We start from the raw sequence: 20,265 nt of genomic DNA on the forward strand, positions 1-20,265 counted from the left end.
CCCGGTCCAGTGGTCCTAGCGGCCGGTGGGAGGTGATCGGGATCTGTGCTCCGGTGCGGGTAGGTTCTGGACATGGCTGATGCGGTGAAGGCGTGGCTGCCGTGGGAAGACGCGGACGGTTTCCTCGGTGGCGTGCCGGCGGGATTCGACGTCGAGTACTTCGCGGGAGGGGACCGGCCCCCGTCGCTGGAGTCGGTCGAGTTCTACGTGCCCAGCTACATGGGCGGCCCGGGACTGGCGGAGATCATCCGGGAGATGCCTGCGTTGAAGGTCGTGCAGACCCAGACGGCCGGGTTCGAGAACTTCCTGCCGAACCTCGCCGACGGCGTGACCTTGTGCAACGCGCGAGGCGTGCACGACGCCTCCACGGCCGAGCTCGCGGTCGGGCTCATCCTGGCGTCGTACCGGAACCTTCCGCGCGCTGTGCGGGATCAGGAGCGCGAGCACTGGCCCTCGTCGTACTCCGAAATGGATGACTCGCTGGCCGATCGGACCGTGCTGATCCTGGGCTACGGCTCGATCGGGGAGGCGCTCGAGCGCCGTCTCGCCGGCTTCGAGTGCGAGGTGCTCCGGGTGGCGCGCCGGGCCCGCGAAGGCGTCTTCCCGATCACCGACCTGCCGGCGCTGCTGCCGAAGGCTGATGTGGTCGTCCTGCTGACGCCGGCAACGGCGGAGACCCGCGGGCTGGTCGACGAGAAGTTCCTGGCGCAACTGAAGGACGGTGCACTGCTCGTCAATGTCGCCCGCGGTGTCGTCGTGAACACGGAGGCGTTGCTGGCCGAGCTGACCTCCGGCCGGATCCGGGCTGCCCTCGACGTCACCGACCCTGAACCGTTGCCTGCCGGCCATCCGCTGTGGTCTGCTCCGAATGTGCTGGTGAATCCGCATCGCGGCGGCGCCTCGACGGCCTTCGAGCCGCGGGTCGCCCGGCTGGTCCGAGCCCAGCTGGAGCGTTATGCGAGTGGCGAACCACTCATCAACGTGGTGGCGGGCCCGGCCCGATGAAAATTGTCGGTGGGACCCGCTTGGCTGGCTGAAAGCCGTTCCGGGGTAAAGGGAGGACGACGATGTCCGAGGCTGTGTTGCTGATCGGGACCAAGAAGGGCCTCTGGGTCGGGCGGAGTGACGCCGCGCGCCGCGAGTGGGTCCTGGAGGGGCCGTCGTTCGAGATGCAGGGCGTCTACTCCGTCGGCATCGACACGCGCGGCGAGCGACCACGGCTGTTCGCGGGCGGCACGAGTGAGCACTGGGGTCCGGCGGTGTTCCACTCCGACGACCTCGGTCAGACCTGGGCGGAGCCACCGGAGGGTTCGATCGGCTTTCCTGAGGAAGCGGACGCCTCCCTCGAGCGCGTCTGGCAGATCCAGCCCGGTCCGCCCGGCCAGCCAGAAGTCGTGTACGCCGGTGCGCAGCCGTCCTCGTTGTGGAGGTCGACCGACGGGGGAGTGACGTTCGAACTGGTCCGCGGCCTATGGGACCACCCGCACCGCAAGGACTGGGGCGCGGGGTTCGGAGGCCAGGCCGTGCACACCGTGCTGCCGCATCCGACCGAGCCGGACAAGGTCAGCGTCGCCATGTCGACCGGCGGGGTCTACCGGACCGCGGACGGTGGCGAGACCTGGGAGCCGGCGAACCAGGGCATCAAGGCGTACTTCTTCCCCGACCCGTATCCCGAGTTCGGCCAGTGCGTCCACAAGCTCGCCGCGCACCCCGACGTACCGGAGCGGATGTTCGCGCAGAACCACCACGGCGTCTACCGGTCCGACGACGGCGGCACGATCTGGAAGTCGATCGCGGACGGTCTCCCGTCGGACTTCGGCTTCCCGATCGTCGTGCACCCGCACGAGCCGGACACCGTCTACGTCTTCCCGCTGATCGCCGACGGGAACAGGATCCCCACCGACGCGCAGTGCCGGGTCTATCGCTCGCGCGACGCGGGCTCCACCTGGGAGGCGTTGTCGAACGGGCTGCCCGACGTCCCGTCGTACGCGCCGGTCCTGCGTGATGCGCTGTGTACCGACCAGGGCGACCCGGCAGGTGTGTACGTCGGCACGCGCGACGGGTGCGTCTATGCGAGCGCGGACGCCGGTGACCACTGGACCGAGGTGGCTCGCCATCTCCCGGACGTGCTCACCGTCCGCGCGGCGGTTCTCGGCTGATGAAGGTCGGGGTGCGGCTGCCGACGGTGCTGAGACCGTTCGCGGGCGATGCGGAGCGGGTCGAGGTCGAGCCGGCGGAGGCGACGGTCGGCGGCGTCTTCGCCACGCTGGAAGGTGATCATCCGGCGCTGCGGCGCCGGCTGGTCGACGAGCAGGGCGCGCTCCGCCGGCACGTCAACGTCTTCCTCGGCAACGACAACGTCCGCGACCTGAACGGCCTGAGCACACCGCTGTCCGACGGCGACGAACTCCTCATCCTCCCCAGCGTCGCCGGCGGCTGAAACCGGGCCGGTGGTGACCACGAAGTGGACGGTCATACAGTGAGACACATGTCCACGAACACCGGTACAGACGCTGCGTCGAATCAACGGAAGAACACACCTGACATCAAGCCCAGGAGCCGGACCGTCACCGACGGGCTCGAGGCGACTGCCTCCCGCGGCATGCTTCGGGCCGTCGGCATGGGTGACGACGACTGGGTCAAGCCGCAGATCGGCGTAGCGTCGAGCTGGAACGAGATCACCCCGTGCAACCTGTCCCTCGACCGGCTCGCGAAGGCCGTCAAGGACGGCGTGCACGCGGCGAACGGGTACCCGCTGGAGTTCGGCACGATCAGCGTGTCCGACGGCATCTCGATGGGTCACGTCGGCATGCACTACTCGCTGGTGAGCCGCGAGATCATCGCCGACTCGGTGGAGACGGTGATGGAGGCCGAGCGCCTCGACGGCTCGGTGCTGCTGGCCGGCTGTGACAAGTCGCTGCCCGGCATGCTGATGGCGGCCGCCCGCCTCGACCTGGCGAGTGTCTTCCTGTACGCCGGTTCGATCATGCCGGGCCGGCTCGGGGACAAGGACGTCACGATCATCGACGCGTTCGAGGCGGTCGGCGCGTGCGCCCGCGGCCTGATCACCCGCGAGCAGGTCGACGCCGTCGAGCGCGCGATCTGCCCGGGCGAAGGCGCCTGCGGTGGTATGTACACCGCGAACACGATGGCTTCGGCCGCCGAGGCACTGGGCATGTCGCTGCCCGGCTCGGCCGCGCCGCCCGCGGTGGACCGCCGCCGCGACGGGTTCGCCCGCAAGTCCGGCGAAGCAGTGGTCAACCTGCTGGCCAAGGGGATCACCGCCCGGCAGATCCTCACCCGCGAGGCGTTCGAGAACGCGATCGCCGTGGTGATGGCGCTCGGCGGCTCCACCAACGCCGTACTGCACCTGCTCGCGATCGCGCGCGAGGCCGAGGTCGACCTGACCCTCGACGACTTCAACCGGATCGGCGACAAGGTGCCGCACCTGGGCGACCTGAAGCCGTTCGGCCGGTACGTGATGACGGACGTCGACCGCGTCGGCGGCATCCCGGTGATCATGCGGGCGCTGCTCGACGCCGGCCTGCTGCACGGCGACTGCCTGACGGTGACCGGCAAGACGATGGCCGAGAACCTGGCCGACATCGCGCCGCCGGACGTCGACGGCACGATCATCCGGGCGCTGGACAAGCCGATCCACGGCACCGGCGGGATCACGATCCTCAACGGCACGCTGGCGCCGGAGGGTGCCGTCGTGAAGAGCGCCGGGTTCGACTCCGACGTGTTCGAGGGCACGGCGCGGGTGTTCGACGGCGAGCGGGGCGCGATGGACGCGGTCGAGGACGGTTCGATGAAGGCCGGCGACGTCGTGGTGATCCGCTACGAGGGCCCGAAGGGCGGCCCGGGGATGCGCGAGATGCTCGCGGTCACCGGTGCGATCAAGGGCGCCGGCCTCGGCAAGGACGTCCTGCTCCTCACCGACGGCCGCTTCTCCGGCGGTACGACGGGGTTGTGCGTCGGCCACGTCGCTCCGGAAGCGGTCGACGGCGGCCCGATCGCGTTCGTCCGCGACGGTGACCGGATCACGCTCGACGTGAAGAACCGGACCCTCGAGCTGCACGTCGAGCCCGAGGAGCTGGAGCGCCGCCGCGAGGGCTGGACCCCGAAGACGCCGGCGATCACCAAGGGCGTGCTCGGCAAGTACACCCGGCTGGTCCGCTCCGCCTCCGAAGGTGCCGTCTGCATCTGAGCATGACCTGACTGCCCCCAGGAGCGTTAGTTCCTGGGGGCAGTTCTAAACTGATCATTTGTAAGACGGTCGTCTCGCCAAATGAGACACACAGGCGGCAGGCTTGACCGGATCGAGGGGAGTCGGCAAAGGTGACTGCATGCGATCGATTCTCCTCGTACTTGTGCGGCGCGCCGACTGACGCGACCACCGAGTCGAGCGCGCCCCCTTCAGCCCACCCGGCGGAGGGGGTTTTTTGTTGCATCGGTTGGCTCCTGTGATCCAGGGGCTGGCTGAAAGGCCCCGGGGCCGGGGACGATCGATCGCGAAAGCCGCACCGAAAAGATCTACCGTGACAACCAAGGGAAGGCACTCATGAGTGAGCAGCTGACCGGGGCACAGGCTCTGATCCGCGCACTGGAACATGCCGGCGTCGACACCGTCTTCGGCATCCCGGGCGGCGCGATCCTCCCGGCGTACGACCCGATGCTCGACTCGACCCAGATCCGCCACATCCTGGTACGTCACGAGCAGGGCGCCGGCCACGCCGCGCAGGGCTACGCCTCCGCGACCGGCAAGACCGGCGTCTGTATGGCGACCTCGGGCCCGGGCGCGACCAACCTGGTGACGCCGATCGCCGACGCGTACATGGACTCGGTGCCGATGGTCGCGATCACCGGCCAGGTCGCCAGCGCGTCGATCGGGACCGACGCCTTCCAGGAGGCCGACATCCGCGGCATCACGATGCCGATCACCAAGCACAACTTCCTGGTCAACGACCCGAACGAGATCGCCAGCACGATCGCCGAGGCCTTCCACATCGCCTCCACCGGCCGCCCCGGTCCGGTCCTGGTCGACGTCACCAAGGACGCGATGCAGGCGACCGTCGACTTCCACTGGCCGACCGAGCTGTCGCTGCCGGGGTACCGGCCGGTCACCCGCCCGCACCCCAAGCAGGTGCGCGAAGCGGCCCGGCTGATCGCCGCGGCGGAGAAGCCGGTCCTGTACGTCGGCGGCGGCGTGATCCGGGCGAAGGCGAGCGCCGAGCTGAAGCAGCTCGCGGAGCTGCTCGGCATCCCGGTGGTCACCACGCTGATGGCGCGGGGCGCGCTGCCCGACACCCACGAGCTGCACTTCGGGATGCCGGGCATGCACGGCTCGGTCTCGGCCGTCGGTGCGCTGCAGCGGTCCGATCTGCTGATCTGTCTGGGCGCGCGGTTCGACGACCGGGTGACCGGCAAGCTGAGCTCGTTCGCGCCCGAGGCGAAGGTCATCCACGCCGACATCGACCCGGCCGAGATCGGCAAGAACCGGGCCGCGGACGTGCCGATCGTGGGGGACTGCAAGGAGGTCATCACCGATCTCATCCAGGCCCTGCAGACGGAGATCGCGAGCAACGGCCGGACCCCGGACTACTCGGCCTGGCGCGGCCTGCTCGACTCGGTCAAGGCGAAGTACCCGGTCGGGTACGACGAACCGGAGGACGGCAGCCTCTCCCCGCAGTACGTGATCCAGCGGATCGGCCAGATCGCCGGGCCGGACGCGATCTACACCAGCGGCGTCGGCCAGCACCAGATGTGGGCCGCGCACTACCTGCCGTTCGAGAAGCCGCTGCACTGGCTGAACTCCGGCGGCCTCGGCACCATGGGGTACTCCGTGCCCGCCGCGATGGGCGCCAAGGTCGCGCGGCCCGACAAGACCGTCTGGGCGATCGACGGCGACGGCTGTTTCCAGATGACCAACCAGGAGCTCGTCACCTGCGCGTTGGAGGGCATCCCGATCAAGGTTGCCGTGATCAACAACCAGTCGCTGGGCATGGTCCGGCAGTGGCAGACGCTGTTCTACGACAAGCGCTACTCCAACACCGACCTGCACTCCGCGCGGATCCCCGACTTCGCCAAGCTGGCCGAGGCGATGGGTGGCGTGGGGCTGCGGTGCTCGGACAAGGAGTCGGTCGACGCCACCATCGACAAGGCGATGTCGGTCACCGACCAGCCGGTCGTGGTCGACTTCGTGGTCCACCGCGACGCGATGGTCTGGCCGATGGTTGCCGCCGGCACCAGTAACGACGACATCCGGATCGCCCGCGACATGGCGCCGAAGTGGGACGGGGAGGAGCTGTAATGTCGAAACACACCCTGAGCATCCTGGTCGAGAACAAGCACGGTGTGCTGGCCCGCGTGGCCGCTCTGATCTCGCGGCGCGGGTTCAACATCGACTCCCTCGCCGTCGGCCCGACCGAGCACCCGGAAGTGTCCCGGATGACCATCGCGGTCAGCGTCGACGAGCAGCCGCTGGAGCAGATCACCAAGCAGCTCAACAAGCTGGTCAACGTGATCAAGATCGTCGAACTCGAGCCGACCGCCACCGTGCAGCGCGAACTGCTGCTGGTGAAGGTCAAGGCCGACACCCTCAGCCGCGGACAGGTGCTGGAGACCGTCCAGCTGTTCCGTGCGAAGGTGGTGGACGTGGCTCCGGACGCGATCACCATCGAGGCGACCGGCAATCCCGAGAAGCTGGAGGCCATGCTCCGGGTGCTGGAACCCTTCGGCGTCCGCGAGCTGGTGCAGTCCGGCATGGTCGCGATCGGCCGGGGCAGCCGCTCCATCTCCGACCGCACCCTGCGCCCGGTCCCGGTCCCGCCACCGCACGTGGCCTCCGGAGCGCCGGCCCTGCAGGCCCGCCCGGCCAACAGCCAGGCGGGTTCCGCGAGCAGTCCGACCGGTACGACGAGCCCATCCGGCAACTCACCGGCCGCCCACCACCCGAACCACCCGGTGCCGGCGCCGCCGCCGGGTCGCCCCGCCGCCGGAGTGCGCCCAGCCTGAGCGGCCCACCACGAGGCGAACCACCTGCTCAGCGGCAGGATCGAACCAACCCCGGCCGGCACCCCGCAGTACCGGCGTGACCTATCGAGAATTCAAGGAGACGAGCTCCCAGTGGCAGCAGAAATGTTCTACGACGACAACGCCGACCTGTCGGTGATCCAGGGCCGTAACGTGGCCGTGCTCGGCTTCGGCAGCCAGGGCCACGCCCACGCGCTGTCCCTGCGCGACTCCGGCGTCGACGTCCGGGTCGGCCTGCCCGAGGGCTCGAAGAGCCGGGCCAAGGCCGAGGCGCAGGGCCTGCGGGTGCTGACCCCGTTCGAGGCGTGCGAGGAGGCCGACGTGATCGTCGTCCTCGCACCGGACCCGGCCCAGCGCAGCCTCTACAAGGAGGCCATCGAGCCGAACCTGGTCGACGGCGACGCGCTCGTCTTCGGCCACGGCTTCAACATCCGCTTCGGTTACATCAAGCCCCCGGCCGGCGTGGACGTGTTCATGGTCGCCCCGAAGGGCCCCGGTCACCTGGTCCGCCGTGAGTTCAGCGAAGGCCGTGGCGTGCCCGTGCTCGTCGCCGTCGAGCAGGACGCGACCGGCAAGGCCTGGGACCTCGCGCTCTCCTACGCCAAGGGCATCGGCGGCCTGCGCGCCGGCGGTATCAAGACCACCTTCACCGAGGAGACCGAGACCGACCTGTTCGGCGAGCAGGCCGTGCTCTGTGGCGGTGTGTCGCAGCTGATCCAGTCCGGCTTCGAGGTGCTGACCGAGGCCGGCTACCAGCCGGAGGTCGCGTACTTCGAGTGCCTGCACGAGCTCAAGCTGATCGTGGACCTGATCTACGAAGGCGGTATCGCCAAGCAGCGCTGGTCGGTGTCCGACACCGCCGAGTACGGCGACTACGTGTCCGGCCCGCGGATCATCGACGAGTCGGTCAAGCAGCGGATGAAGGAGGTGCTCGGTGACATCACCGACGGCACCTTCGCGGCCCGCTTCATCGCCGACCAGGACGCCGGTGCGCCGGAGTTCGCGGAGTTCCGCAAGAAGAGCCAGGAGCACCCGATCGAGGCCGTCGGTAAGGAACTGCGTGGCCTGATGGCGTGGGTCAAGTCGCACGACGACGACTACGTCGAGGGCAGCGCCGCGCGCTGATTCGCCGTACGCCGGACGCCCGGGTCGCCGCTATTGCGGTGGCCCGGGCGTCGCCCGTTTGTCTGACAGAATCGCGGTGACACCGGCCAAGGGGAGGTAGCGCGATGGAGGACGGCTCGCGCGAGTTGCCGAAGCCACCCCGTCGCATCCCGAGCTGGGCGACCGTGGACGACGAGGTGACGGCCGGCAGCCGGACGACGATCCAGCCGCGGCCCGCGCCGGTGCAGTCGGGTCCACCCCCACGGCCTCCCCGAGCCTTGGGAATACTGACGACCATCCCCTTGGTGGTGCTGATCGTCTCGGTTGGCGTCGGCGCGGGCTGGGTGCTGCGAGAGCAGAGTCAGGGTGCTGCGCAGTCGAGCCTCGACACAGGCACCGTGCTGAAGGCGAGCGGGCCCAGCGTCGTACGGGTGCTGGCCAGTACCTGTGCCGGGACAGGGGAGGCGACCGGCGTGTTGTTCGACGACGGCAAGGTGCTCACGGCTGCATCGGCCATCCGGCAGCCCGTGTCGGTCGCCGTGGTGACTGCGGACGGCCGGATCCGCCGGGCCCCGGTGGTGGGCACCAGCGACGACGGCGTCGCCGTACTGCAATTGGCCGGTCGGCTGGACGGTTCGACGGCCACGATCGCGTCGGCATCCCCGGATGACAAGGCGCGGCGCGCGATCATCGGGTTCGACCAGAGCGGCGAACAATCGATCCAGCAGGCTGGTACGACGGCGGAGCCGCGCCCGTTGCCCGAGTTCCTCGACCCGGCCTCACTCGGCGCGCCGGTGCTCAACCGGACCGGCCAGGTCGTCGGCCTGGTGACCGGCAATACCGTTGCCTCGAGCAAGATCATCGGCCTGGACGAAGTACGCCGGTACGCCGGCGCGGCGCCCGATGTGGCCGCGGAGCCGGCCGGGACGTGCCTGGCTCGCGGTCCGCGCACCGCGGTGCAACCCGAGCTGGGCGTGGCCGCGAGTCCGCTGGCCGCCGAGGTGCAGCGGTTGTTCACGTCGTACTTCAAAGCGCTCAATCAGCACGACTTCCTGGCGATGCGGGACACGTACTCCAAGGAGCTCGCGTCATCGAGTACGCAGGACGAGTTCACCCGGACGCACGGGACGTCGTACGCGTTCGAGCCGGTGATCACCGAGGTCGGGGGGACGGGGGAGGAGACGGCGACGGCGCGGCTGACGTTCACGGTGCTGTTCTCGCCGAAGAGCGCCGGAGCCAAGGGGACGACCTGCAGCCGGCTGGACCTGCGCTACAAACTGGTCCGCGAACAGGGCCGGCTCCGGATCGACGCGGCCACCAGCGTCGCCTCCAACCACAGTTGCGACACCGACTGAGGCTCACCGCCGTCGTCCGTCGTACGAGGATTGATACCCCCGGAGGTCTGGTCCGGGCTGCTGGTAGCATCGTTTTCAGCGGGCACAGCGCGGTGCTCTGATCGTTCGAGCCCCCAACCGCTTCTGCAGGAGACTTCTCCCATGACTGACGCTCAACGGCCCGTCGTCCTGATCGCCGAAGAACTGTCCCCGGCCACCGTCGAGGCACTCGGCCCCGACTTCGAGATCCGGCACACCAACGGCGCCGACCGCGCCGAACTGCTGCCGGCCATCGCCGACGTCGACGCCATCCTGATCCGCAGCGCCACCAAGGTGGACGCCGAGGCGCTCGCCGCCGCGAAGAAGCTCAAGGTCGTCGCCCGCGCCGGTGTCGGCCTCGACAACGTCGACGTGAAGGCGGCCACCCAGGCCGGCGTGATGGTCGTCAACGCGCCGACCTCCAACATCGTCTCCGCCGCCGAGCTCGCCGTCGCGCTGCTGCTCGCGGCCGCCCGCCGGGTCCCGGCCGCCGACCTCTCGCTGAAGAACGGCGAGTGGAAGCGGTCGAAGTTCTCCGGCGTCGAGCTGTTCGAGAAGACCGTCGGCATCGTCGGCCTCGGCAAGATCGGCGTCCTGGTCGCCCAGCGGCTGGCCGCCTTCGGCATGAACGTGATCGCGTACGACCCGTACGTGCAGGCCGGCCGCGCCGCGCAGATGGGCGTCCGGCTCGCCTCGCTGGACGAGCTCCTGGCGGCCTCGGACTTCATCAGCGTGCACCTGCCGAAGACGCCCGAGACGATCGGCCTGATCGGCGACGAGCAGCTGCACAAGGTCAAGCCCGAGGTCATCATCGTCAACGCGGCCCGTGGTGGCATCGTCGACGAGGCCGCGCTCTACACCGCGCTGAAGGAAGGCCGGGTCGCCGCTGCCGGCCTGGACGTCTTCGCGAAGGAGCCGTGCACCGACTCGCCGCTGTTCGAGTTCGAGAACGTCGTCGCGACTCCGCACCTGGGCGCCTCCACCGAGGAAGCGCAGGAGAAGGCCGGTATCGCCGTCGCCAAGTCCGTGCGGCTCGCGCTGTCCGGTGAGCTCGTGCCCGACGCGGTCAACGTCCAGGGCGGCGTGATCGCCGAGGACGTCCGGCCCGGTATCGCACTGACCGAGAAGCTCGGCCGGATCTTCACCGCCCTCGCCGGCGGTGTCGCGCAGCAGCTCGACGTCGAGGTGCGTGGCGAGATCACCGAGTTCGACGTGAAGGTGCTGGAGCTGGCGGCGTTGAAGGGTGTCTTCGCGGACGTCGTCGAGGACAACGTGTCCTACGTGAACGCACCGCTGCTCGCGGCCGAGCGCGGCCTCGAGGTCCGGCTGCTCACCGACCACGAGTCCCCGGAGCACCGCAACCTGATCACCCTGCGCGGCACCCTCGCCGACGGCGGCCAGGTCTCGGTCTCCGGCACGCTGGTCGGCGTGAAGCAGTCCGAGCGCCTGGTCGAGATCGACGGCTTCGACCTGGAGGTCGAGCTGGCCGCGCACCTGGCGTTCCTCAGCTACGAGGACCGCCCGGGCATCGTCGGCCAGGTCGGCGGCATCCTCGGCAAGTCCGACATCAACATCGCCGGCATGCAGGTCAGCCGCGACCGCAAGGGCGGCAAGGCCCTGGTCGCCCTCAGCGTCGACTCCACCATCCCGACCACCGTCCTCGACGAAATCGCCACCGCCGTCCAGGCCGACACCGCCCGCACGGTAGACCTCGAGGTCTGACACGCGACCCGGCTAGCCATGTGACCCATCAGTAAGTTCTACTGGTAAACACAAAGACCGGCCTGCCGCCCGCAGGCGCATGGCGGCCGGCCAGGGCCCAGGCGCTCTCACCGAGAGCCCCTGGGCCCACCTTTTGCCCGTACTACGAGCAGCAGCCCGCCACGCGTGCTCCTTCGTCGCACGCTCCCCACCCCCCAGCGCCCCCAGCTACGAGGCTCCTACGTTGCGCCTCCGCTGCCTTGGTCGGAGAAGACCCTGGGAGCCGCAGTGGGTTTTGCGTCGGCGGCGTCGTCATGCCATCGGTGCTGGCGGTTCAGCCTGCTATTGCTACGGAGCTTCCGGGTGGCTGGCTGTTTGGAGGGCTTTGAGCAGGGCTGTGGTGGCGGGTGGGTCCGGGGGGTCGCCGTAGGTGGCGGCGTGGAGTTGGCGGGTGTGGTGGGGGATCTTGCTGGCGTGGATGCCGGGGTGGCGGTGGGCCTGGAGGGCGAGGCCGGAGAGGGTGGTGACACCGATGCCTGCGGCAACGAAAGCCTGGACGACGGTCATGTCGTCGCTCAGTGAGCCGATGCGTGGGGTGAAGCCGGCTCGTCGGCAGACGGCGAGCAGCTCCTCCTGGCAGCGTTCGCAGCCGCCGATCCAGGGGGAGTCCCGATGGTTGTCCAGAGTGTCGTCCGGGTGCCGGCTGATCAGGTAGATCGAGTCCTCGCCGATGTGGACCAGCCGAAACGCGTCGTCTTCGGCAGGCGCATCGGCGTACCGGAAGATGAGCGCGACGTCGATCTCTCCGTGCCGGAGCATCTGCAACGCTTCGGCGGGGTGGCGTTCGATCAGGTTCAGCTCGAGGCCCGGAAAAGTCTTGGCCAAGGTGGCGGCGGCTCGTGGCACGAGCGTGCTGAGGACGGACGCGTTGGCGGCCAACCGGACCTGGCCCGTTCGGAGTCCGACCTGAGCGGCGAGCTCGTTGGTTGCGGCGTCGATCCGGCCGATGATCTCGGCGGCGCGGTTGGCGAGCAGCCGGCCTTCCGGGGTGAGCCGGATCCCGCGGCCGACCCGTTGGACGAGCTTGACGCCGGTGGCTGCTTCCAGGCGAGCCAGGTGATGACTCACCGACGGCTGCGAGTAGTGCAGCTCTTTGGCCGCTTCGGTGACCGAGCTGTGCCGCGCCACCGAGGCCAGCACCTTGAGATGGACCGGGTTCAGCATTGATCAAGAATATCGATGTATTGCTCGGGATATTGGCATTAGACGTCATCTCCTGGCTCCTCCATGCTCTGTTCAGGACCACTACCGAGGAGGAGCGATGAGCAAGCTCAGGTGCCACATCTCGATCTCACTGGACGGTTACGTCGCGGGGCCGAACCAGAGCATGGAGAACCCGCTCGGCGAGGGCGGTGAGCAACTGCACGACTGGGTGGTGCCGCTGGCGTCCTGGCGCGAAGGGCACGACAAGGAAGGGGGAGAGGTCAACGCCAGCAACCGGGTCGTCGAGGAGGTGCGGGAGAACATCGGCGCCGCGGTGATGGGCCGGAACATGTTCGGCCCGATCGGCGGCGGGCCGTGGGCGGACGAGGAGTGGAAGGGCTGGTGGGGCGACAACCCGCCGTACCACTACCCGGTGTTCGTCGTCACGCATCACCCGCGGGACCCGGTCGAGATGGCCGGCGGTACGACGTTCCACTTCGTCACAGACGGGATCGAGTCGGCGCTCGCGCAGGCGAAGGAGGCGGCCGACGGGAAGGACGTCATGCTGTGGGGCGGTGGGGACGTCGTCGGGCAGTACCTCGCGGCGGGACTGCTGGACGAGCTCGAGTTGCATGTCGTGCCGATCCTGCTGGGTGGCGGCTCTCGGATCTTCGGCGAGGTCGGGGGAGTGCGGCTGGAACAGATCCGGTCCGTCGAGGCGCCTGGTGTCACCCACCTCAGGTACCGCGTCCTGAAATGAAGCGAGGGCTCCTGGCGGGCCTTTCGACGTACGGGATGCGGGGTGCCCTTCGCCTGTTCTGGTTGTGATTTGGCTCATGTGGGGCTGTGGGTTTACGCCTGCGGGCCTGGTCGGGGTCTGGTCTGCGACGTGGGTCGATGTCACGAATTAGGGCGCTGCGGGGTCGTACAGGTAGCCGCGGGGTTCGCGGCCGGAGTCGGCAGTGATGGCGAGAGGACGAGCCGATGCACCGCTCGTTGAGGGACCTGCGGGAAAGGGTGTTCCCCGATCATTGGTCGCTGTTGTTCGGCCAGGTCGCGTTCTACAGCTTCGTCGTGGTGATGGTCACCGGCGTGGTCCTGATGGTCCAGTACGAACCATCGGTCGACCACGTCGTCTACGACGGTCCGTACGCGCCCCTTCGCGGCGTGTCGATGTCGCGGGCACTGGATTCGACCCTGGCGATCAGCTTCGAGGTACGGGCGGGCTTGCTGGTGCGCCAGGTCCATCACTGGGCGTCGCTGCTGATGGTGGCAGCGATCATGCTGCATCTGCTGCGGCTGTTCTTCACCGGCGGGTTCCGTCGACCACGGCGGCTGAGTTGGCTGGTCGTCTTCGGGTTGCTCATCGTGACGCTCGGCGCCTGCCTCACCGGTACTGCGCTTCCGGACGACATGTTGTCGGGCTCGAGCCTCGCCGTCACCGATGGCGTGGTGAAGTCTGTCCCGTTCGTCGGTTCGGATCTCTCCCGGCTGCTGTTCGGCGGGGAGTTCCCGGGCAACGTCATCGCCCGCTTCTATCCGTTGCACGTGTACGTTCTGCCCGCCGTACTCGTCGCGCTCTTCATCGTCCTCGCGGTCCTCGCCCTCAAGCGTCGGCCCGCACAGTTCGCCGGACCTGGGCGAACGAACGACAACGTGGTGGGTCGCCCGGCGGTTGTCGCCGCCGTCAAGGGCGCCGGGATGTTCTGTTTCGTGGTCGGCGTCGCGTTGCTGATGGGCGCCACGGCGACCATCAACCCGATCTGGATGTACGGCCCGGCCGACCCGGCGAATGCCTCGGCAGGAATCGGGCCGGCGTGGTACCTCGCGTTCCTGGACGGCGCGCTCCGGTTGGCGCCGGGATGGGAGGTCGTCTGGTGGGGGAGGACCATCACTCTCGCCGTCCTGCTACCGGTCGTGCTCTGCACGCTGTTCCTCGTACTGGTCGCCGTCTACCCGTTCATCGAGAGCTGGATCATCGGCGACCAGGGTGATCAGAACCTGCTCGAACGACCTCGCCACAACCCGATCCGGACCGGCATCGGCGTTGCCGGCATCGTCTTCTACGGCGTCCTGTGGGCCGCCGCCGGCGCCGACACCATGGCCGTCCTGTTCCATCTCTCGGTCAACTCGCTCATCCACCTGTTCCAGGTGCTGCTGATCGTCGGTCCGCCGGCCGCTTTCGTCCTGACCCGTCGCATCTGTGTGGGGCTGCAGAAACGCGATCTGGAACTCGCGGTGCACGGTATCGAGACCGGCCGGGTCGTCCGCCTCCCGGACGGCGGGTACGTCGAGGACCATCGCCCGGTCGACGCCTATCGACGCTGGCGCCTGGCCGGTTTCGTCCCCGCCGTACCCGCGCAACTGTCCGACACCGGTCAGCGGATCTCATCGGTACGACGCCTACGGGTCCGTCTGGCGACACTTTTCGACCAGGACCGGCTGACCCCATCGCCAGGAGTCCGCCCTTCGCCTCTCACGCCCGGGCCGCGAACGACCGGACCGTCCTCCGAAGTCCGGTCGCTGGGCGGCAGCGGAAAGTGAAGAACCTCGCCTCAGGCGGTCGGTGTCAGGACCACCACTTCTCGCTGGACGCCTTTGCTTCGGAGGTGTGGTTCGTGGTGTCGAGGGCGTCCAGTGCGGCCATCGCGTCGTCGTCGAGTTCGAAGTCGAGGGCGCCGAAGTTCTCCTGGATGCGGGCGGGGGTGGAGGACTTCGGGATCACCGACACGCCTCGCTGGAGGGACCACCGGATGAGGACCTGCGCGGGAGTGCGGCCGGTGGCGGAGGCGATCTTGGCGACTACCGGGTCGTTGAGGTGCTCGCCGGTTCCCAGCGGGCTGTAACCCTGCGGGACCACCGATGCTTCGACACAGGCTTCGACCAGGCCCCGGCGGTACACGAACGGGCTGAACTGGAACTGGTTGGCGATCGGCGCGATCTCGCTGGCCTTGATCACCTCGGCGAGTTCGGTGGCGCTGAAGTTGGACACACCGATGCCCTTGGCCAGGCCGGCCGCCTGCGCCGCCTCCATCCCGGGCCACGCCTTCGTCGGCCCACCCTGGGGCCAGTGCACGAGGTAGAGGTCGACGTAGTCGGTGTCGAGCCGCTCCAGGCTCTTCTCCATCTCGGCATGAGCATCCTGGTGACCGGGATAGAACTTCGTGGTCAGGAAGATCTCCTCCCGCGGAACCCCACTACTCCGAATCGCCCGCCCGACACTGGCCTCGTTCCCGTACGCCTGAGCGGTGTCGATCAGCCGGTACCCCGTCTCGAGCGCCGCCTCCACCGCCCGCTCACAAGTAGGCCCATCCGGCACCTGCCAAACCCCCAGCCCCAGCGCCGGAATCTCACCACCGTTCACCAGCTTCAGAGTCGGCTGAGCGTCATTCGCAGTCATATCGTTTCTCCCTTTCGAGCTAGTCCAGCGCCACCCATCATGCGCGCTGTACCCAACTCCCCACCCGCTCACGAACCAAGCCAACCGCAACTCACGCCGCACAACCCGAGCACACTCAGGCTGGTACTCAGCGTCTGGTGGCGAGGAGTACTGCGGCGTCGGGGGCGACCATGACTTCTACTGTGGTGAAGCGTTTGTCCATCAGCCATTCCTGGCGGAGGGTGTCGACGCGGCCTTCGTACATGGGCGGCCAGACCATCGAGGGGGTGAAGTCGTCCAGTACTACGAAGCCGCCCGGCTCCACTGCTTCGGCGATCACGTCGCGGGCGGACAACTTCGCCTCGCGCGCGTCCACGAAGAGCAGGGAGAAAGGTCCGCGCTCGATCAGGGCCGACCAGTCGGCGGAGAGTACTTCGATGCGGCCGTCTTCGGCGAAGAGTTCGGCTACCACCTTCGCGAGTTGCGGGTCGCTCTCCGCGGTGACGATCAAGGTGTCGTCGGTGGCGCCGCTGCGCAGCCACGCGGAGCCGACGCCGCAGCCGGTGCCGACCTCGCCGAGGGTGCCGGTGCGGGAAGCCGCGAGAGTCGCGAGCAGCCGGCCCGTCTCGTTGCGGGTGGCGCTGACGAATCCGCGCCGGCCGGACAGGCTGAGGGCCGCTGAAACCAGCGGCGGTAGTTCTGGAGGAGCGCTCACCGGTCGAGAGTTGCACAGCATTGGTCTACTCGTGTCACCGACATCTCACATCCCGGGACAGAGTGCCCGCATTGTGGCGAGATAGTCGGACGTCAGAGTATCTTCGGACCCATCATGCAGTTCGTGGTACGCCTTATTCGCTGCCGCGCCGGGGTCCGCTGAGGCCGACCTCCCCGGCGCGGGTTTCGGCGTACCTTCCGCCCGGTAGTGCCAGTCGTCGGCCGTTTGTGACCAGCACGAGACCAAACGGGAGAGCAGCATGTACGACATGTATCCGGCCAACTGGAAGGTCGTCGACGGACGCGAGCGCAAGGCCGCCCGCCGTCGCCGCCCCGCCCCACGCCAGGCCGAGACCCAGCCAGTCCAAGAGGCCATGAACCGCCGCGACAACGGGGGAGAACCCAAGAAGTGACCACCAACAAGTCGTTCAAGCTGGCCGTCGTCGGTGGCGACGGGATCGGACCCGAGGTCACCGCCGAGGCGCTCAAGGTCCTCGACGCGGTCAGCGCGAACTACGGCGTCACGTTCGAGCGTACGGAGTACGACCTCGGCGCGAAGCGCTGGCACGCGACGGGGGAGACCCTGCCCGACGCCGAGCTCGAGGAGATCCGCCAGCACGACGCGATCCTGCTCGGCGCGGTCGGCGACCCGACGGTGCCGTCCGGCGTACTGGAGCGTGGCCTGCTCCTCAAGCTCCGCTTCGCCCTCGACCACTACGTCAACCTGCGCCCGTCGAAGGTGTACCCGAGTGTCGGCTCCCCGCTGGCGAACCCGGGTGAGGTGGACTTCGTCGTCGTCCGCGAAGGCACCGAAGGCCCGTACGTCGGCAACGGCGGTGCCCTCCGCGTCGGAACCCCGGCCGAGATCGCGACCGAGGTCAGCGTCAACACGGCGTACGGCGTGGAGCGGGTCGTCCGGGACGCGTTCGCCCGGGCGCAGGCGCGGCCGCGCAAGAAGCTGACGCTGGTGCACAAGAACAACGTGCTCGTGTACGCCGGTCACCTCTGGAAGCGGACCGTCGACGCGGTCGCGAAGGAGTTCCCGGAGATCACCGTCGACTACCTGCACGTCGACGCGGCGACGATCTTCCTGGTCACCGACCCGGCGCGGTTCGACGTGATCGTCACCGACAACCTGTTCGGCGACATCATCACCGACCTGGCCGCCGCGATCAGCGGTGGGATCGGGCTGGCCGCGAGCGGCAACATCAACCCGGACAAGACCGCGCCGAGCATGTTCGAGCCGGTGCACGGCTCCGCTCCGGACATCGCCGGCCAGCAGAAGGCGGACCCGACGGCGGCGATCCTGTCCACCGCGCTGCTCTGTGACCACCTCGGCCTGACCGAGGCGGCAGCCGCGATCGAGGCGGCCGTGACGGCCGACATCGAGGAGCGCACCGGCGCGGAGCGGACCACCGCGGAGATCGGTGACGCCATCGCCAAGCGCGCGGCAGGGTGATGACGTGTCCCCGTACGCCGCGCGCCCGGGCGGCGCCGACCGCCCCGCGGGCGCTCGCCTGACCAGTTCGTTCAGAGGTACGGTGCGGGCATGAGCGCCGATCTGCAGTTCACCGTTGAGCCAAACACCCAACCGGCCAGCGACGACCAGCGCGCCCAGATCCTGGCGAACCCAGGATTCGGGCAGAACTTCTCCGACCACATGGCGATCGCCACCTGGACCAAGGAGAACGGCTGGCACGACGCGAGGATCACCGCCTTCGGGCCGCTGGAGCTTTCTCCGGCGACCTCGGTGTTCCACTACGCCCAGACCATCTTCGAGGGGATGAAGGCCTACCGGCATCCCGACGACTCGATCCACCTGTTCCGGCCCGAGGCCAACGCGCAGCGGTTCATCCGCTCCGCGCACCGGCTCGCGCTGCCGGAGCTGCCCGAGAGCGCTTTCCTGGACTCGCTGCACAAGCTGGTCGAGATCGACAAGGCCTGGGTCCCCGCCGGAGGCGAGACCTCGCTGTACCTGCGGCCGTTCATGTTCGGCTCGGACCCGTTCCTCGGCGTCCGCCCGTCGGCCCAGGTCACGTACTGCGCGATCGCGTCGCCGGCCGGCTCGTACTTCGCCAACGGCGTCAAGCCGGTCCGGATCTGGCTGAGCGAGGAGTACACCCGCGCCGCCCCCGGTGGTACCGGTGCGGCCAAGACCGGCGGCAACTACGCGTCGTCGCTGCTCGCCCAGGCCGAGGCCACCGAGCAGGGCTGCGACCAGGTCGCCTTCCTCGACGCGGTCGAGAAGAAGTGGATCGAAGAGCTCGGCGGGATGAACCTGTACTTCGTGCTCGACGACAACTCCGTCGTCACGCCGGAACTGTCCGGCACGATCCTCGAGGGCATCACCCGCGACTCGATCCTGAAACTCGTCACCGACCTCGGCTACTCGGTCGCCGAGCGGAAGATCTCGATCGACGAGTGGCGCGACGGCGCCGCCTCGGGCAAGATCCGCGAGGTCTTCGCCTGCGGCACGGCCGCGGTGATCACCCCGGTCGCGTCGCTGAAGTGGCGCGGCGGCGAGGTCCAGGTCGCCGACGGCAACGGCGGCCCCGTCACCGGCGCAGTCCGCTCCGCCCTCCTCGACGTCCAGTACGGTCGCGCGAAGGATCCCCACAACTGGATGACCAAGGTCTGCTGACCTTCTGTACTCCGTACGCAGCGGCCTCCCCGAGCATTTCGGGGAGGCCGCTTTTTTCGTGTGCTCGGCGGCGCCCAGGTTGCTAGGGTCACCGACGTGCATCGCATCATCGCTCCGCCCGCCGCCGCTTAGCGGACGGCCAAATCTCGGCGCGCTCAGGTCATTCCCCTGAGCTACTTCGGGCTGTTCGCAGACGCCCCGCTCTCTCCGAACCTGCGAACACCTGGAGTGTCGATGCATCACCGTCTCGCGCCGTCTTCGGCGCGTGGTCTCCTCTACGTAGCACTGGCCGGAGTCGCCTGGGGTACCGGCGGCGCCGCCGGCGTCCTGCTCTCCCACAACAGCGGCCTCAACTCGACAGCGATCTCCTTCTGGCGCCTGCTAGGCGGTGCCCTTTGGCTGGCTGTTGCCCGCCGTCTGCTCCGGCGAGATCCGATCACCCTGCAGTTCGCAGCTGCCCCACTCCGCTACCTGCTCAGCGGCCTGGGCCTGGCTGCCTGCCAGCTCGGCTACTTCGCTGCCATCCCGCGCCTGGGTGTCGGTGTCTCCACTGTCATCTCGCTCGGCGTCGGCCCACTCTTCATCACCCTCGGCGCTCGCGAACGCATCACCGCAACGTTGCCGCTGGCCGTCCTCGGCCTGACCTTGCTCGTCTCCGACGGTCGAGGCGTCGGCCACGCGTCAATCGCAGGCGTCGCCTTCTCAGTCCTCTCCGGGGCCGGTTACGCGCTCACCACCCTGCTCAATCGCGATGAGCAGGACCCCATCACCAGCGCCACACTCGGCTTCGGCGCCGGTGCGCTCATCCTGTTGCCGCTGGGGCTCGCGGGAGACATCACGCCTGCAGTGGGTAGCTGGCCTGTGCTCGCGTACTTCGGTCTCGTACCGACCGCGCTCGCCTACGCCCTCTTCTACACCGGGCTCAGAGCCGTCCGCGCGTCCACTGCCGCGGTCGTCGCCTTGATCGAACCACTTCTGGCCACCTTCATCGGGGTCCTCGCGTTCCACGAACACCTGACCGCTCTCAGTCTCATCGGGGCGGCCGTACTCCTCCTTGCGGTAGTCCGCCAGGCTCGCCGCGAGTGAACGAATCTGGACTGTGCGGGGCGCCGTAG

The 20,265-nt window shown here is 68.6% G+C and carries 18 protein-coding genes; 15 read left to right on the forward strand and 3 right to left on the reverse strand.

The features are described from left to right. Positions 1 to 72: 72 nt before the first annotated feature. From EV138_RS35975 to serA, 9 genes are all read left to right on the forward strand, one after another. Positions 73 to 1,005, forward strand: coding sequence for a 2-hydroxyacid dehydrogenase (locus EV138_RS35975; protein ID WP_133985131.1), 933 nt, complete (start codon positions 73 to 75; stop codon positions 1,003 to 1,005). Between the two features lie 62 nt (positions 1,006 to 1,067). Next, entirely contained in the window at positions 1,068 to 2,159 is a 1,092-nt protein-coding gene (locus EV138_RS35980) for a WD40/YVTN/BNR-like repeat-containing protein (protein ID WP_133985133.1), read from the forward strand. Continuing rightward, on the forward strand, positions 2,159 to 2,440 hold the full coding sequence (locus EV138_RS35985) for a ubiquitin-like small modifier protein 1 (protein WP_112239759.1): 282 nt from the start codon (positions 2,159 to 2,161) through the stop codon (positions 2,438 to 2,440). The genes EV138_RS35980 and EV138_RS35985 overlap by 1 nt, the downstream gene beginning before the upstream one ends. Before the next feature lie 48 nt (positions 2,441 to 2,488). Beyond that, the gene (gene ilvD / locus EV138_RS35990; protein ID WP_133985135.1) at positions 2,489 to 4,210 is read left to right on the forward strand and encodes a dihydroxy-acid dehydratase; all 1,722 of its coding nucleotides are present in this window, start codon (positions 2,489 to 2,491) and stop codon (positions 4,208 to 4,210) included. 354 nt (positions 4,211 to 4,564) lie between these two features. Next, entirely contained in the window at positions 4,565 to 6,313 is a 1,749-nt protein-coding gene (locus EV138_RS35995; RefSeq protein ID WP_202867108.1) for an acetolactate synthase large subunit, read from the forward strand. Further along, complete coding sequence (gene ilvN / locus EV138_RS36000) at positions 6,313 to 7,017, forward strand: acetolactate synthase small subunit (protein WP_133985139.1); 705 nt, start codon at positions 6,313 to 6,315, stop codon at positions 7,015 to 7,017. Before EV138_RS35995 ends, ilvN begins: the two co-directional genes overlap by 1 nt. 123 nt (positions 7,018 to 7,140) lie before the next feature. Beyond that, a complete protein-coding gene (gene ilvC / locus EV138_RS36005; protein ID WP_112239767.1) occupies positions 7,141 to 8,160 on the forward strand; it encodes a ketol-acid reductoisomerase in 1,020 nt (339 codons plus the stop codon). A gap of 104 nt (positions 8,161 to 8,264) precedes the next feature. Continuing rightward, positions 8,265 to 9,494, forward strand: a complete 1,230-nt coding sequence (locus EV138_RS36010) for a S1 family peptidase (RefSeq protein WP_133985141.1) — start codon at positions 8,265 to 8,267, stop codon at positions 9,492 to 9,494. A 141-nt stretch (positions 9,495 to 9,635) separates the two neighbouring features. After that, complete coding sequence (gene serA / locus EV138_RS36015) at positions 9,636 to 11,234, forward strand: phosphoglycerate dehydrogenase (protein WP_133985143.1); 1,599 nt, start codon at positions 9,636 to 9,638, stop codon at positions 11,232 to 11,234. Between the two features lie 327 nt (positions 11,235 to 11,561). On the opposite strand, the gene EV138_RS36020 is transcribed toward serA, so the two are convergent. Continuing rightward, complete coding sequence (locus tag EV138_RS36020) at positions 11,562 to 12,437, reverse strand: LysR family transcriptional regulator (RefSeq protein WP_133985145.1); 876 nt, start codon at positions 12,435 to 12,437, stop codon at positions 11,562 to 11,564. Positions 12,438 to 12,534: 97 nt separating this feature from the next. On the opposite strand from EV138_RS36020, the gene EV138_RS36025 reads away from it, so the two are divergent. Continuing rightward, entirely contained in the window at positions 12,535 to 13,176 is a 642-nt protein-coding gene (locus tag EV138_RS36025; RefSeq protein ID WP_133985147.1) for a dihydrofolate reductase family protein, read from the forward strand. A gap of 224 nt (positions 13,177 to 13,400) precedes the next feature. After that, positions 13,401 to 14,960, forward strand: coding sequence for a cytochrome bc1 complex cytochrome b subunit (qcrB, locus tag EV138_RS36030; protein ID WP_133985149.1), 1,560 nt, complete (start codon positions 13,401 to 13,403; stop codon positions 14,958 to 14,960). Between the two features lie 25 nt (positions 14,961 to 14,985). Here qcrB and EV138_RS36035 read toward each other — a convergent pair whose 3' ends face one another. Both EV138_RS36035 and EV138_RS36040 read right to left on the reverse strand, forming a co-directional pair. Next, a complete protein-coding gene (locus EV138_RS36035) occupies positions 14,986 to 15,816 on the reverse strand; it encodes an aldo/keto reductase (RefSeq protein ID WP_133985151.1) in 831 nt (276 codons plus the stop codon). A gap of 127 nt (positions 15,817 to 15,943) precedes the next feature. Next, on the reverse strand, positions 15,944 to 16,510 hold the full coding sequence (locus EV138_RS36040; protein ID WP_238158603.1) for an O-methyltransferase: 567 nt from the start codon (positions 16,508 to 16,510) through the stop codon (positions 15,944 to 15,946). A gap of 259 nt (positions 16,511 to 16,769) precedes the next feature. Here EV138_RS36040 and EV138_RS37530 point away from each other — a divergent pair, with 259 nt between their 5' ends. The 4 genes from EV138_RS37530 to EV138_RS36055 all read left to right on the forward strand — a co-directional run bounded on the left by EV138_RS37530 (position 16,770) and on the right by EV138_RS36055 (position 20,236). Beyond that, positions 16,770 to 16,922 (forward strand): hypothetical protein, encoded by a 153-nt coding sequence (locus EV138_RS37530; RefSeq protein WP_020392829.1) that lies wholly within the window; start codon positions 16,770 to 16,772, stop codon positions 16,920 to 16,922. Continuing rightward, a complete protein-coding gene (locus tag EV138_RS36045; protein WP_133985154.1) occupies positions 16,919 to 17,968 on the forward strand; it encodes a 3-isopropylmalate dehydrogenase in 1,050 nt (349 codons plus the stop codon). Before EV138_RS37530 ends, EV138_RS36045 begins: the two co-directional genes overlap by 4 nt. Positions 17,969 to 18,058: 90 nt before the next feature. Further along, positions 18,059 to 19,150, forward strand: a complete 1,092-nt coding sequence (locus tag EV138_RS36050) for a branched-chain amino acid aminotransferase (protein WP_133985156.1) — start codon at positions 18,059 to 18,061, stop codon at positions 19,148 to 19,150. A gap of 234 nt (positions 19,151 to 19,384) precedes the next feature. Further along, a complete protein-coding gene (locus EV138_RS36055; protein WP_133985158.1) occupies positions 19,385 to 20,236 on the forward strand; it encodes an EamA family transporter in 852 nt (283 codons plus the stop codon). Positions 20,237 to 20,265 lie beyond the last annotated feature (29 nt).

The organism is Kribbella voronezhensis (genome assembly GCF_004365175.1).
GTDB lineage: Bacteria > Actinomycetota > Actinomycetes > Propionibacteriales > Kribbellaceae > Kribbella > Kribbella voronezhensis.

Coding starts and splice junctions, on each gene's coding strand:
- EV138_RS35975 (WP_133985131.1), top strand. CDS start 73: ATGGCTGATGCGGTGAAGGCGTGGCTGCCGTGGGAAGACGCGGACGGT.
- EV138_RS35980 (WP_133985133.1), top strand. CDS start 1,068: ATGTCCGAGGCTGTGTTGCTGATCGGGACCAAGAAGGGCCTCTGGGTC.
- EV138_RS35985 (WP_112239759.1), top strand. CDS start 2,159: ATGAAGGTCGGGGTGCGGCTGCCGACGGTGCTGAGACCGTTCGCGGGC.
- ilvD (WP_133985135.1), top strand. CDS start 2,489: ATGTCCACGAACACCGGTACAGACGCTGCGTCGAATCAACGGAAGAAC.
- EV138_RS35995 (WP_202867108.1), top strand. CDS start 4,565: ATGAGTGAGCAGCTGACCGGGGCACAGGCTCTGATCCGCGCACTGGAA.
- ilvN (WP_133985139.1), top strand. CDS start 6,313: ATGTCGAAACACACCCTGAGCATCCTGGTCGAGAACAAGCACGGTGTG.
- ilvC (WP_112239767.1), top strand. CDS start 7,141: ATGTTCTACGACGACAACGCCGACCTGTCGGTGATCCAGGGCCGTAAC.
- EV138_RS36010 (WP_133985141.1), top strand. CDS start 8,265: ATGGAGGACGGCTCGCGCGAGTTGCCGAAGCCACCCCGTCGCATCCCG.
- serA (WP_133985143.1), top strand. CDS start 9,636: ATGACTGACGCTCAACGGCCCGTCGTCCTGATCGCCGAAGAACTGTCC.
- EV138_RS36020 (WP_133985145.1), bottom strand. CDS start 12,437: ATGCTGAACCCGGTCCATCTCAAGGTGCTGGCCTCGGTGGCGCGGCAC.
- EV138_RS36025 (WP_133985147.1), top strand. CDS start 12,535: ATGAGCAAGCTCAGGTGCCACATCTCGATCTCACTGGACGGTTACGTC.
- qcrB (WP_133985149.1), top strand. CDS start 13,401: ATGCACCGCTCGTTGAGGGACCTGCGGGAAAGGGTGTTCCCCGATCAT.
- EV138_RS36035 (WP_133985151.1), bottom strand. CDS start 15,816: ATGACTGCGAATGACGCTCAGCCGACTCTGAAGCTGGTGAACGGTGGT.
- EV138_RS37530 (WP_020392829.1), top strand. CDS start 16,770: ATGTACGACATGTATCCGGCCAACTGGAAGGTCGTCGACGGACGCGAG.
- EV138_RS36050 (WP_133985156.1), top strand. CDS start 18,059: ATGAGCGCCGATCTGCAGTTCACCGTTGAGCCAAACACCCAACCGGCC.
- EV138_RS36055 (WP_133985158.1), top strand. CDS start 19,385: ATGCATCACCGTCTCGCGCCGTCTTCGGCGCGTGGTCTCCTCTACGTA.